Annotated in this window: 9 protein-coding genes; 5 read left to right on the top strand and 4 right to left on the bottom strand. The window is 72.7% G+C overall.

Annotated elements, in window-relative coordinates:
- Nucleotides 1-34: 34 nt before the first annotated feature.
- Both FJ309_01390 and FJ309_01385 read left to right on the top strand, forming a co-directional pair.
- Entirely contained in the window at nucleotides 35-1,192 is a 1,158-nt protein-coding gene (locus FJ309_01390) for a DUF1559 domain-containing protein (protein ID MBM3953273.1), read from the top strand.
- A gap of 93 nt (nucleotides 1,193-1,285) precedes the next feature.
- The gene (locus FJ309_01385) at nucleotides 1,286-1,729 is read left to right on the top strand and encodes a hypothetical protein (GenBank protein ID MBM3953272.1); all 444 of its coding nucleotides are present in this window, start codon (nucleotides 1,286-1,288) and stop codon (nucleotides 1,727-1,729) included.
- Between the two features lie 21 nt (nucleotides 1,730-1,750).
- Here the strand turns inward: FJ309_01385 and FJ309_01380 are convergent, their stop codons facing one another.
- Nucleotides 1,751-2,377 carry a response regulator transcription factor gene (locus FJ309_01380; GenBank protein MBM3953271.1) on the bottom strand — a complete coding sequence of 209 codons (627 nt, stop codon included), beginning with the start codon at nucleotides 2,375-2,377 and terminating at the stop codon, nucleotides 1,751-1,753.
- Nucleotides 2,378-2,538: 161 nt separating this feature from the next.
- Here FJ309_01380 and FJ309_01375 point away from each other — a divergent pair, with 161 nt between their 5' ends.
- Nucleotides 2,539-3,291, top strand: coding sequence for an RluA family pseudouridine synthase (locus FJ309_01375; GenBank protein MBM3953270.1), 753 nt, complete (start codon nucleotides 2,539-2,541; stop codon nucleotides 3,289-3,291).
- Here the strand turns inward: FJ309_01375 and FJ309_01370 are convergent.
- A complete protein-coding gene (locus tag FJ309_01370) occupies nucleotides 3,263-5,482 on the bottom strand; it encodes a glycosyltransferase family 2 protein (GenBank protein MBM3953269.1) in 2,220 nt (739 codons plus the stop codon). The genes FJ309_01375 and FJ309_01370 overlap by 29 nt on opposite strands.
- 191 nt (nucleotides 5,483-5,673) lie before the next feature.
- On the opposite strand from FJ309_01370, the gene FJ309_01365 reads away from it, so the two are divergent.
- Together FJ309_01365 and FJ309_01360 are read left to right on the top strand one after the other, a co-directional pair.
- Nucleotides 5,674-6,792 carry an AI-2E family transporter gene (locus FJ309_01365; GenBank protein ID MBM3953268.1) on the top strand — a complete coding sequence of 373 codons (1,119 nt, stop codon included), beginning with the start codon at nucleotides 5,674-5,676 and terminating at the stop codon, nucleotides 6,790-6,792.
- 109 nt (nucleotides 6,793-6,901) lie between these two features.
- Nucleotides 6,902-7,405: a hypothetical protein gene (locus FJ309_01360; GenBank protein MBM3953267.1), complete on the top strand. Its 504-nt coding sequence runs from the start codon at nucleotides 6,902-6,904 to the stop codon at nucleotides 7,403-7,405.
- A gap of 42 nt (nucleotides 7,406-7,447) precedes the next feature.
- Here FJ309_01360 and FJ309_01355 read toward each other — a convergent pair whose 3' ends face one another.
- Entirely contained in the window at nucleotides 7,448-10,939 is a 3,492-nt protein-coding gene (locus tag FJ309_01355) for a hypothetical protein (GenBank protein ID MBM3953266.1), read from the bottom strand.
- A gap of 21 nt (nucleotides 10,940-10,960) precedes the next feature.
- The gene (locus FJ309_01350) at nucleotides 10,961-12,205 is read right to left on the bottom strand and encodes a hypothetical protein (GenBank protein ID MBM3953265.1); all 1,245 of its coding nucleotides are present in this window, start codon (nucleotides 12,203-12,205) and stop codon (nucleotides 10,961-10,963) included.
- Between the last annotated feature and the right edge of the window lie 143 nt (nucleotides 12,206-12,348).

The following is a 12,348-nucleotide window of genomic DNA, read 5'->3' as shown; positions in this document are numbered from 1 at the left end:
CGGCGTGATTCGTCGCTGGTGACATCGGCCGATCATGCGTTCCCCATCGATTCCATCATCATCTTCGCGGAGAGATCCCATGTCCTCGTCCCGGGCCCGCGGCGGTTTCACGCTCGTGGAACTGCTCGTCGTGATCGCGATCATCGGCACTCTCGTCGGCCTGCTCCTTCCGGCCGTCCAGGCCGCCCGTGAGGCGGCCCGGCGGTCGAGTTGTGCCAACAACATGCGGCAGTGCGGCTTGGCAGCCCTCAACTACGAGAGCACCAACAAGACGCTGCCTCCGAATCGGCATTCAAAGGTGCTCCCGAACGCCAGTGGTGTTCCGACGACGTATTCGTCCGGGGCGGTGCCACAGGTATTGATCCTCCAGTACCTCGAGGAAGCGAATCGCTACCAACTCTTCGACCTCAACTACAACGTGAACAGCGACGCGGCGATCGCCCCGGGCATCCCGGCCAAGGTCGGAGCCAATTCCCGGGCCCGGCTTCAGGACGTGGCGTCGTACATCTGCCCGAGCGACCAGTCGCCGAACAACTACTTCGGCGCCGGCCGCAACAACCTGATGGCATGCACCGGGGGCGCCAACCAGCGCGGCGGAACGCCGATCGACGGGATCTTCGCGATGCCGTTTCCCGGGGCGGCAGCATCGGCCTCGTCGGCACAGGGTGGCCCGGCCGGCACGGCGCTCAAGGGGTATCGCACGGCGCAGGTCCCCGACGGCCTGTCGAAGACGGCGATGTTTGGTGAGGTGATCCGCGGTACGAAGACCTGGAACGATACCAATCAGTACGACAACACCACGGCCTTCAATTCGACCACCGCGTGGACGGTCGCCCAGGCGATGGACGGCCGCACCATTCCCCAGTGCCTTCCCAACGGCAACACGACGACATCGAGCTGGATCCGCTATACCGGGCATCAGTACTATCGCGACCTGCCCTACACGTTCTCGTTCAGCACGACGCTGCCGCCGAACTGGAATCGCAAGGTCTCCGACCTCACCCAGCAGCGCTACAACTGCGGCACGACGTCGTTCACCGTCGCGCACATCGCGGCATCGAGCTACCATCCGGGGGGTGCGATGATCGGCTACGCCGACGGATCGACCCGGTTCGTGTCCGACGACGTCGACTTCGCCGTGTGGCAGGCCACCGGCAGCCGCGAAGGGGGCGAGAACGTTTCCCTCGAGTAACCGTGCCGTCGTGTGCGATCGTCTCGCAGGGCCCCGACTTCGGCGTTGCCGTGGCAGCGCTTCGAGGATGACCGCGCCGAGGGAGGAAGACAGATGACGTCCGTTTCAGCCGCTCGCTGCCGTTCGCCGTGGTCATTCGCGGCCCTTGTCACCTCCATGGCGATCGCGGCGGCAGGATGCAGTGGCGGCGGGGGACCGAAGGACCCGGCGACCGCCGGCCCGAAGCCCAATGACGGGCTCCAGGACCTCAAGACCCTGCTCGACGCCGTCAAGTCGGGGCAGCAGAAGGCCCCGAAGTCAGCCGCCGAGATGGCGGCGATCGAGCCGATGTACCCAGCGGCCGGGGCGTTTATCCAGAACGGCTCGATCGAGTACGTCTGGGGGACGGCACTCGCATCCGGGCCCGATGCCGGGAAGCGGATGGTGGGCTTCGAGACGAAGGCCGCGAAGGAGGGGGGCTTCGTGCTCCTCCAGGACGGCACGCTCAAGGAGGTGTCGGCGGCGGATTTCGCTGGGCTGGAGAAAGCCAAACCCTGACCGTGGCGCGGCGGCTGCCGCTCAGGTCAGGCCGTACCGCAGCGCCCACAGCGCTGCCTGGGTGCGGTCAATCAACGCCGTCTTGCGGAGCACCGCTTGGACGTGCTCCTTCACCGTCTCGATGCTGATCCCGAGGTCCGCGGCGATCTCGAGATTGCTGCGGCCCCCGGCGATCAGCCGGAGGACGCCCGTCTCCCGGGACGTCAGCCCCGACTCGCTTCCGGGAGCCAGCTCGCCGCCACCGTCTTTCGAGCGCCGTTGGCCGCCGAGGCCGTGGTCGGCTTCGCCATCGACCACCCGCGAGAGCGCCGCGACGAGGTCCGCGATCGGCACCGACTTGAGGACGTAGGCCCGGGCGCCCGCGGCCGCGGCCCGGCTCACGTAGGCGCGGGGCGCGAAGGCGGAGAAGACGACGATGCGCGCCCGGGGGGCGGCGTTGCGGAGCGCCGGAATCGCGGCCAGCCCGTCGTGGTCACCGAGCCGCGCGTCGAGAAGGATCACGTCCGGTGCCGAGTCGGCGGCCGCACGGATCGCGCTGTCGGCGTCGGCGACCGTCCCGACGACCTCGAACCCGGCGCCGTCGAGGACGCTCCGGCATCCGAGGTGGACCAATTCATGGTCGTCGACGACGAGCACCCGGATCGCCATGCGCGCACCCCCACGGCACTCGGTGCCGCGCGAGCGCAGCCGCGCGCGGACCCCGAACCCCGAAGAAAAGTCCCCACCACCCGGGCAGAGATATACTCCGGCCTTCGGGCACTCTGCAAGTCGGCCGGTTCGTGCCCCGTGGCCACCCCTGCGGCTCTCCGATGACCGTCGCCGACCCGATCGTCGTCAGTCGGCAGGCGGGGGTGATGGTGGTGGCGAAACCGCCCGGGCTGCCGACGCAGGCGCCGCCGGGCATCGACTCGGTCGAGTCCTGGGCGCGCCGGCGCGTGGTCGGTCCCGGCGGGTATCTGGGGATCCCGCACCGTCTCGACCGGGCGGTGTCGGGTGTCTTGCTCCTCGCGGAGACGCCGCGGGCCGCACGGAAGCTGTCGCGGCAGTTCGAGCGACGGCAGATCGCGAAGCGCTACGCCGCGCTGCTTGCCTGTACGGTGGCCGAGTCGCGTCCCCGGCCCGGTGATACCTGGACGGACTGGGTGTGCAAGGTGGCCGACGAACCACGCGCACGGGGCGCGACGGCAGGCGAGCCGGGCGCGCGCGAGGCCGTGACGATCGTGCAGGGAGCGCTGCCCATCTCCGACGATCGGGTCGCCGTGCTCCTCGAGCCCCTCACCGGTCGGATGCACCAGCTCCGGCTGCAGGCGGCACTGCGCGGCACGCCGGTCGTCGGGGACACGCTCTACGGAGGCCCGTCGCTGGACGGGGCGGAATGGCTCGTGGTCGATCACCGTATCGAGCCGATCCTGCTCCACGCCCTCGAGATCACCTGGCGCGATCCCGACGACGACAGTTCTGCCCGGGCCGTGGCACCGCTGCCGTCGTCGTGGCCGGCGGCGATCGCAGCGACGATCGCCCGACTCGTGGAAGTCACTCCGGCAGCCAGCCCCCGTGGATGAGCCACTGCTGCATCCAGGGTGGAGCCCAGGGATTCCATGTCGGGTAGGTGACCGAGAGCACGGACAGCGCGAGGAGCGTCAGCGCCAGCGCCCGTCCGGCCCGGCTCCGTGACAGCCGATCGGCCGCCGGGACGACGGCCGCCACCCACAAGGGAGCGAGCCACAGCGCCCAGCGGAAGCAGCAGACGACGCCGCCATAGTTGCGGTCGATCTTCGGGCGCGTGAGGTAGAAGGCGAGCACGACCGCCGACACCAGGCCGATCGCCATGGCCAGGAGCGTGGACGGTCGCGCGTGGCGGTGCGGAGCGGCCAGCAGCATCAGGCCCGGGACGACGAGCAGCCATGCCGGGGTGAGCGAGAAGATGCCGTGGTGCCCGACGAGCACGTGGAAGGCATACCACGGTGCCGACGCTTCACCACGGTCCACCCCCTTGGGATCGCGCCAGTAACTGGTGAGCACCTTGCCGGAGGGGAGGGTGATCGCGTAGTCGTACCAGTTCGCATCGGGTCCGCCTGCCTCCGCCGGGGCGGTCCCGCGGTGGGAGTAGGCCGGCCAGGGGGTGCCGTGGGCGGCGTGGTTGGCGGCGAGGGCGGCCAGGGCGACCACCGCCGCCGCGGGCACCGCGGCAAACAGCGTCTTCCGCAGGTCGGACACCGCCAAGACCGCGAGGACCGCCGCCGTCCAGGCCAGCGCCGGCAGGTCGAAGGCGGCGGCCAGCGCGGCGGTCAGTCCCGTCGCGGCGAACGTCCCCGGGGCGCGCACCCCGTCGCCGCGGATCCGTTGCACCCCCCAGGCGCTGGCGGCCGTGCAGGCTGCCGCCGGGAGGTGGTTTGTGAAGGCGACGACGAACGTCGAGAGGAGCGTGCCGCAGGCGGCCAGGGCGAACGCGAAGATCCGCCCCCAGTCGGTGGTGCCGAGCCGCTCGACGAGGCGGCACGTGAACACGAGCGTCACCGCCAGCGGCAGCAGGGCGAGGGGAAACAGCAGCATCCGGCCGACTTCGAACGGGTGGTCGCCGAGCGTCCAGCCGGTGAGGCGCGTGAGGATCCAATACGGCACGGTGGCGAGCAGACCGAGCAGCGGCGGCTTGCTCGAGTACAGGCGGAGACGGCCGCTGCCGTCGTCATGGGCGACGGCGTCGATCGTGTCCCATCCCGGCTCACCGACGAGCCCGTCGATCGCGAACGTCCCCTGCTCGACCAGAGCCCGTACCGTCAGCCAGCGGCTCCGATCGTTGGCGGACAGGAACGGGCGCACGAGCCGCTTCTCGCGCTCGATCCGGCTGCGGATCGCGGCCGGGTCGGCCGCTTCGCCATCGGCTTTGGCCTTGGCGACGGCCTCGGCCACGAGACGCTTCTCGAGCCCCCAGCGATCGACGCTCGACACCGCACCGATCCGTCCCGCCGCACCCCCCAGGGCCACCGTCACCAGCACCGCGGCCACGGCGTGGCGCGTCGCCGCCGGAGCGGATGGAGGGGGCGACGGGGCCACCAGCAGCCCGCGGCCGCGGATCCGGCCGGCGACCCGGAGCAGGTCGACCAAGCCGGTGAAGAAGCGACGGACGCCGTATTTCGAGTGTCCACGCAGCCGCGGCCGGTGGTGGACCGGCTCCTCGACGACCCGGTGCCCGGCCGCCGCCGCGAACGCGGCGATGAACCGGTGCATGTCGGGTTCGTCGAGCGGCAGCCCGTGGGCCACCGCCGAATGCATCGCTTTGAGGCCGCAGTTGTGATCGTGGAGCCACAGGCCGGTGACCGCGCCGACGAGGAGGTTGAAGACGCGCGACGGCAGGGTCTTGTGCCAGGGGTCGAGCCGCGGGTGCTTCCAGCCGTTGACCAGATCGGCGCCGGCGTCGAGCCGTGCCAGGAGTCGGGGGATCTCGGCGGGGTCGTCCTGGCCGTCGCCGTCGAGCATCACGACCCGCTCCGCCCGGCAGCGGGAGAAGCCGGCGGCGAGCGCCGCCGACTTGCCCAGGCCAGCAGGCTGGCGGATCCCGGCGACGCGCGGGTCGGCCGCGCCGGCGGCGGTGATCTCCCCCCACGATCCGTCGCTCGAGCCGTCGTCGACGATCCAGGCTTCCCAGGCGAGCCCGGCACCGTCGAGCGCCGTCCGGATCTCCGCCACCAGCGGGGCGATGTTCCCCTCTTCGTTGCGCACCGGGACGACGAGCGAGACGTCCGGCGTGGCCATGGTGGGCAACCAGGAGGTCGTGGGCGGATGCGGCGCGCGACCGGCTCGGGGAAGGCGAGGCGGAGCGGGCAAGGATAGCCGCCCCGGTTCGCGGCCGCCATGCCGACGGCGGTCGGCGCGGCGTGGCGACGGACCGTAGAATCGACGGGCAACGACCCGTGACACGGCTGCTCGGCAGAGGCGGTTCCCCGATGGCGCGCATCATCTCCCTGGCAGTGATCCTCGGCCTCGTCGCCGTGTTCGGGCTGCTGTCGCTGCGGGTGATGTCGAGCTTTCTCCTGCCGCTGCTGCTGGCGGCGATGCTGGTGGTGATCTTCGGGCCGCTCCACCGCTGGCTCCGCGACCGGTTCACCTGCAGCGATTGGGTGGCGGCCGTGGCGACGACCGTGTTCGTGCTGGTGCTGGTGTTCGTGCCGCTGGTGCTCCTCGTCGTCCGCGCCGGTGGCGACGCGGTGACGATGCTCAAGAGCCCCGGTGGACCGAAGCTCGACCAGGCGGTCCTCGACGGCCTGATCGCGTCGGTCAACGACGCCACCGGCCTGCATGTCACCTCGGAGGAGGTCAATGGCGAGCTCCGTCGGCTCGCCGAGGATTGGATCGGGCCGATCGCCGCCGGCGCTCCGGTGAAGATGGTGAAGCTGATCATCGGACTGGTGGTGACGATCTTCAGCTTCTTCTACTTCCTCGCCGACGGACGCCGGATGCTGGCGGCCGTCACCCGGTTGATCCCCCTCGACGCCCATTACCAGTGGCAGCTCCTCGAGGAGTTCGAGGAGGTCAGCCGGGCGGTGGTCAGCTCGACCCTCCTGGCCGCGATCGTCCAGGCGATCCTGGCGGGGATCGGCTTCTACGTCGCCGGTTTGAAGGGGGTGTTCCTCCTCACGCTGCTCACGTTCTTCGGCGCCCTGGTGCCGTTCGTCGGGGCGGCGAGCGTGTGGGGGACGGCGAGCTTGTACCTGCTGTTCTTCGTCAAGCACACGTGGGCCGCCGTCGGCCTGGCGTTGTGGGGCCTGTTGGTGGTGTCGACGATCGACAACCTCATCAAGCCGATCGTCCTCCACGGGCAGTCCAAGCTCCATCCGCTCCTCGCCCTGCTGAGCGTCCTCGGGGGGGTCGGCGCCCTGGGGCCGATCGGGATCTTCGTCGGGCCGATCGCCGTCGCCTTCCTTCAGGCGGCCCTGACGATGCTCCAGGTGGAACTGGACACCTTGTCCCGCGACACTCCCGGCGATAGCGCGGGCCCGGGGGGCGAAAACCGCGTCCGAACCGCGGTTGCACAAACCGCGGTGGAGAGGGTGAAATCCTCCTGACCGGGGCGGCGCCCAGCGGGCCGCCGGATCCCGGACCTCGGCACGAATGCCGCACGCGGGCGGCGACGCCGGGCGGCGCTTGGCAGGGAAGGGGGCGACGATGGGACGGATGGCTCGGCTGCCTGTGGTGATGGCGGTCCTCGCGGTCTTCGGCGTGCCGACGGTGGCGCCCGCCATCGAGTCGGCCTACGTGCCTGCCGAGGGGGGCGGTTCCGAATACCTGCTCCGTGTCGAGCCCGACCTGGTCCGGCACGGGTTGCCGCACCCGCTGACCAGCGAACTGGGGGGCGAGATGCGCGACGTGCGCCGGGTGCGGATCTACGTCGCGGACGCCTGGCCGCCGAACGTCGAGCGGGCGGTTGCCGACGCCGCACGCCGGCCGACGGCATCGCTGACCGCTGCGTCACTGGCGGGCGGTGTCGCCACTGCGGCCGTCGACGGGGCGGTGCCCCGCACCGCGTCGCACTCGTGGCCGCTGCTCATCGGCAGCTGGCTGACGCTGTTCATGTCGCTGGGAGCCAACGCCTACCTCGGCCTGCTCCTGGCGGGAATGCGGCAGCGCTACCACCGCGATCTGCGCGAGGGATTGATCGAGTCCGACGCCACGACCTGACGCTGTTCGTCGGGGCCCGTGCCCGGCGACGATGGTGACCGTTCAGGCGGGCTTGGTCGTTCGTGCCCGACGCCGGGCCGGCTTGTCGTCTGCCAGGACGGGGCCGGTGCGATCGCCCGCCACCGTCGCGTGCGGGGCGTGGAGTTGCAGCCTCACCGGCCAACCGCCGCTGGCGGGTGCCATAGTCGCCAGCCCGACGGTCGCCTGCGTCGGCCGCGGGAGCGCGATCCCGCGTGGGACCCAGGGGTTGCCTCCGGGCGGAGCCGAGCGTGTCAGCGGCACCGGTGGCGACGGGAGCGCGTTGACCACGACACGGCGTGTCGTCGCCCGCTCTCCCTCCACCACCGCTGCGGGCACCGGCACGGGTGGGACGGGGCGTGGTGCGGGGAGGTCCCATGCCATCCGCGGATCGGACAGCGACCGGACGTGGGCACCGACGGCGGCGAAGATCGTCGCCACGTGGGCATGGCAGGTGAGGACGAGGAATTGCCGGCCCGGCCGCTCGGCGGCGAACTCGGCGAGCACCCGGGCCGCCGCGTGGGCGCGCTGGTCGTCGAAATTGACGAGGGCGTCGTCGAACACGACCGGCAGGTGGACACCGCGGCGCTCGAGATCCTTGACCAGCGCCAGCCGGAGGGCGAGGAACACCTGCTCGCGCGTGCCGCGGCTGAGCCGATCCGGGCTCCACACCGCGTGGGCCCCGTCGTGGATCTCGAGCCGGGCTTCGTGGATCGAGGTCGTGACCGACGCGTAGCGCCCCTCGGTGAGCCGCTCCAGCCAGCGCGACGCCTCGCGCAGGACCGCCGGCTGGTGATCGCGGGCGAACCCGTCGCGGGTCTCCTCGAGCAGGCCCCGGGCAGCCTCCAGCAGCGTGCGCCGGCGCAGCTGGTGATCGATGTCGCGGTCGAGCTGCGCGATTTCGCGCTGCAATCCCTCGGTGCAGTGATCGCGGCCGGCGGCCTCGACCCGCGCCGCGGCGGCCGCACGCTCGTCACGCGCCCGGGCGACCGCGGCCGTCGCTTGTGCGGTGGCCGCCTCGGCGGCGACGACGACGTCGTCGAGCGCCACCCGCTGGGCATCGGTGAGCAGCCGATCGACGTCGAGCCTCCCTTGGTAGCGGCGCCGGGCCTCCTGCCAGGCAGCATCGGCGGCCAGCGCGTCCTTGCGGGCGGCCTCGGCCGCGGGGCGTCGATCGACGAGCGCCACGAATGCGTCGGCGGTGTCGACGTTCCACCGCGCCAGCACGTCGCGGACGCGGCGCTCGGCCAGCGCGAGGCGGCGGAGACCGTCGCGGTGACGGTGCCGGGAGCGCTTGAGCCGCTTCGTCAGCAGCGCCCGGCGCCGTTGACCACCCGCCTCGCGGTCGAGGCGCTCGCGGAGGGTCCGGAGCTGCTCCAGCGCCGTGCCTTCCACGAGCATGTCGCAGTCGACGAGGAATTGCTCGATCCGCTGGCCGATCGCCGTCATCTCCTCGGCCCGGGCCCGGGCCTCGTCGCGGGCGGCGCGGCGCTCGTCGTCGAGGGTGAGCAGCGTACGGCGGTGGTCGGCGAGCCGGCGGACGTCGCCGGGGGAGAGGTCGTCGGGCAAGCCGCGCTTCTGCAGGCTCTGCTGCCAGCGCGACCGGGCCACTGCCGCGCGGCGCCGGGCCGCGGCCAATTCCTGGCGGGCCGAGGCGACCCGGTCGGCGAGGACGTGGATCGCCCCCTCACGGGCCGCGATCGCCTCGAGCCGCTCGACCTCGGCGGCCGCCGCGGCCGCGTGGCGCCGCAGCCAGTCGCCGCGCTCGGCACCGGGCCGGACCGGCTCGAGCCGGAGCCCGTCGATCCGTTTGTCGAGAACGCCGCACTGCGTGGCCGCATCGGCACGCTGGCGGCGGACCATCTCGCGCTGCTGGCGGACGGCATCGAGGCGGTTGGCCGCGGCGCGGTCGAGCGACCAGGTCGCGACCGAGGCCACGCCCGTGCCGGCGAGGCCGAGTGCGGCCAGTGCGTAGGCCATCGAACCGGTGACGTCGCCGGGGAGCAGCAGCCCGGAGAGCAGCATCGTGGTCCCGAGCACGAACACCGTGCCGAGGCCGACGAGCCACGGCACCGGAAGCAACTGCCCGTCGACCTGCGTGACCAGCTCCCCCTCGAGGCGGACAAGCGAGCGGTCGAGGTCGCCGACCTGGTCGCCGACGGCGATGCGGTTGCGGAGCAGGGTCGCGCGTCCGGCGGCCTCCTCGATCGCGGCGGCGATCGACAGCCCCTCGATCGACTGCGTGGCGCCGTGGAGGGCGGCCTTCGACCCCTCGGCGTCGCGCCGGGCCGCCGCGAGCGTTTGCCGGGCGGACTTGACCTCGCGGAGGGCCGCGGCGAGCGCGGCGCCACGTGAGCGGAGCGGCTTGAACGAGCCGACGAGGCCCGCCGGCAGCACCGGATCGGCCGCGGCCTGGGTCGCGGCGAGGCGGGCCAGTCCGGACGCGCCGAGCTGCTCGCCGAACCGCCGCGCCACCTGGCGGGCAGCGGCCTCTGCCCGCGCCGCCTCGGCGAGCGCGCGCTCCAGCCGCGGCTCCTCGTCGCACAGCGCCTTCACGGCCGTGCGACGCTTCCAGATCGCGGCATCCGCTTCGAGGGCCTTCAGCGCCCGGGCGGCGCGTGAGCGGGCCCGTTTCCGTGCCCGGACGATCCGCTCGACGCCGTCGCGGTGCTGGCGGGCGAGCTGCCAGGCGTCGAGGTCGGCGTGGACCAACCAGTCGGATTCGATCGCCGTCAGGCGCCGGGAGGTCTCGACCCGGGTCCGCCACAGCGGCTCGAGGGGGAGCGCGGCGCGGATCTCGGCCTCGTGGAGCTCCGCGGCCTGCCGGGCCTCGGTCAGCGCGGCGATCGAGGCGTCGACCCGTGCGAGGTCGGCGGCCAGCGCTCCGGCGGCGACCGCGGGCGCGTTCATCGCCGCCAGCCGGGCGACCGCGCCGGCGCGCTGCCGGCGAAGGGCCTCCAGTGGCGAGACCTCGGGATCGGACGAGTCGAGGCGGGAGACGGCGTCGCGGAGATTGCCGAGGGCGACGGTCACCGCGGCGCGGTCGAGACCGCTGGCCAGTTCGTAGAGACGGCTGCCGCAGCCGTCGGCGTCGAGGGTCCGCAGTTCGTGGAGCTCGTCGAGGCCGAACGCGAGGACCGCGGTGAACGTCCCCTCGTCGATGTCGCCGACCTCGTCGCGGAGGAACAGCGGCGTGGCGGCGGCATCGGCGGTGACGACACGCAGATCGTCGGCGTCGACGGCGCGGCCGGGGGCGTGGTGCCGTTCGATCACGATCCGCCGATCGTCGAGACCGCCACGCACGGTGAGCCGGCCGCCGCAGGCGCGCGCGGGGTCGAGCACACCGCGGCGGAACGAGCCGGCGAACCCGAACAGGACGGCGCGCACGAATTCGAGGAGCGACGTCTTGCCGGTTTCGTTCGTGCCGTGGAGGACCTCGACGCCGGGGCCGAGGTGGTCGATCGTGACGTCGGCGATGCCGCCGAAGCGCTCGACTTCGATCCGTTCGATGATCATCGCCCGCTCCCTTTCACCACGTCAGGTCGATCCCATCAATTCCAGCGCCATCCACCCGGCCTCGCGGTGGAGAGTGGAGGGGGAGGCCGCCTCGCGCGCGGCGACCAGCGTCGCCAGGGCCGCCGCGAAGGCGTCGGTCGCGCCGCCGCCGCCGACGTGCCCGTGGCCGGAGGGCCCACGGGCGAGGATCGTCATCGGTTCGAGCGGGTCGGGGCCCAAGTCGTGGCACCAGATCCGCGCCGCGGCCTCGTCGGGCAGCCGCAGCCGCGCCATCGTCTCCGCCACCAGTTCGGCGACGCGGACGCGCCGCGAGACGCTCGTGCCGCACTCGACGTTGACGCGGACCACCTGCAGCGGCCCACGCGGGTCGACGACGAGGGCGTCGAACGCCGCCTGGATGACGGCCGCCAGTTCCTCGTCGCCGCCGACCGTCGAGGCCACCGAGAGGGCGCGCCACACGACGCGGTGCGTGGGGACCTCGCGCCAGCCGATGGCGGCAGCACCGCGCCCGGCCGTCGCGGCACCCGCGGAGGTGCCGTCGGCGAGCGCCGCGATGCCGGTGAACCCGAGCACGCCGCAACTCCCCGGCCCCGCCTCGCGCGGTCCACGGGCTTGGAGGGCCGGAAGCTGGAGGACGCCGGCGGCGATCGGCTGCGGCCGGCGCGATCCCCACACGAAGCTGGTCGCGTAGCTGCCGGCGCCGGCGGTGGAAATCGGGGAGGCGACGGCGTGCGCCACCTGGCTGCCGGCCCACGATTCGTCCCAGCCGACGACGATCCGGTGCTGGGCGGGAAGGAGCGAGGCATGTTCCGACGCGAACGAGGGTGCGACTCGCGCCGGGGCGGCGATTCCCCGCGACTCGGCGGGGAGGCAGACGAGGTCCACCGCGACGCCGTGGACGTCGAGGCGAAGCGGCGACAGCGGCGACACGAGCGTCAACCCGGCCGGCTCGCCCAGCGCCCGGGCCAGCGCCGTGCAGGCGGACGGCTCGTCGACCATCCACACCGTACGGCAGCCGTCGGCCGTCAGGCCGGCGATGGCGTGGCGCACGGAGGCCGCCTGCGCCGGGCTGGCGCGGAGCGGATCGAGCGTGTTTCCCAGGAGCACCAGTGCCGCAGCGTGCGTCTCGCGTGCGGTGGCCACCGCGGCGGCGAATGCCTCCCGCGGGGCGTCGGCCAGCGCCGCCCGGACGCCGGCGGGGGCCGCTTCCGGCTCGGGAATCGGTCGGTCGAGCGCCGCGTCGAACGCGAACACGAGATCGGCCACGGGCAGGCCTCCATGCCGGTCCGCCGTCGGGCGACGGCGGGCGCCAGGACCCCGACCGGCCAGCAACCAAGCCAGCCGTCGCCGATCCGTGGCAAGCGGGGAAAACTCGGTGGGCAATGTACCCCCCGCCGGCTTTCCGACTC

The organism is Planctomycetota bacterium (assembly GCA_016872555.1).
GTDB lineage: Bacteria > Planctomycetota > Planctomycetia > Pirellulales > UBA1268 > F1-20-MAGs016.
Note: the sequence above shows the minus strand (reverse complement) of the source record. Positions and strands in the feature narration are given on the sequence as shown.

Excerpts from the sequence above, each read along its gene's own strand:
- FJ309_01390 (MBM3953273.1), top strand. The coding sequence starts at position 35 with ATGCGTTCCCCATCGATTCCATCATCATCTTCGCGGAGAGATCCCATG.
- FJ309_01385 (MBM3953272.1), top strand. The coding sequence starts at position 1,286 with ATGACGTCCGTTTCAGCCGCTCGCTGCCGTTCGCCGTGGTCATTCGCG.
- FJ309_01380 (MBM3953271.1), bottom strand. The coding sequence starts at position 2,377 with ATGGCGATCCGGGTGCTCGTCGTCGACGACCATGAATTGGTCCACCTC.
- FJ309_01375 (MBM3953270.1), top strand. The coding sequence starts at position 2,539 with ATGACCGTCGCCGACCCGATCGTCGTCAGTCGGCAGGCGGGGGTGATG.
- FJ309_01370 (MBM3953269.1), bottom strand. The coding sequence starts at position 5,482 with ATGGCCACGCCGGACGTCTCGCTCGTCGTCCCGGTGCGCAACGAAGAG.
- FJ309_01365 (MBM3953268.1), top strand. The coding sequence starts at position 5,674 with ATGGCGCGCATCATCTCCCTGGCAGTGATCCTCGGCCTCGTCGCCGTG.
- FJ309_01360 (MBM3953267.1), top strand. The coding sequence starts at position 6,902 with ATGGCTCGGCTGCCTGTGGTGATGGCGGTCCTCGCGGTCTTCGGCGTG.
- FJ309_01355 (MBM3953266.1), bottom strand. The coding sequence starts at position 10,939 with ATGATCATCGAACGGATCGAAGTCGAGCGCTTCGGCGGCATCGCCGAC.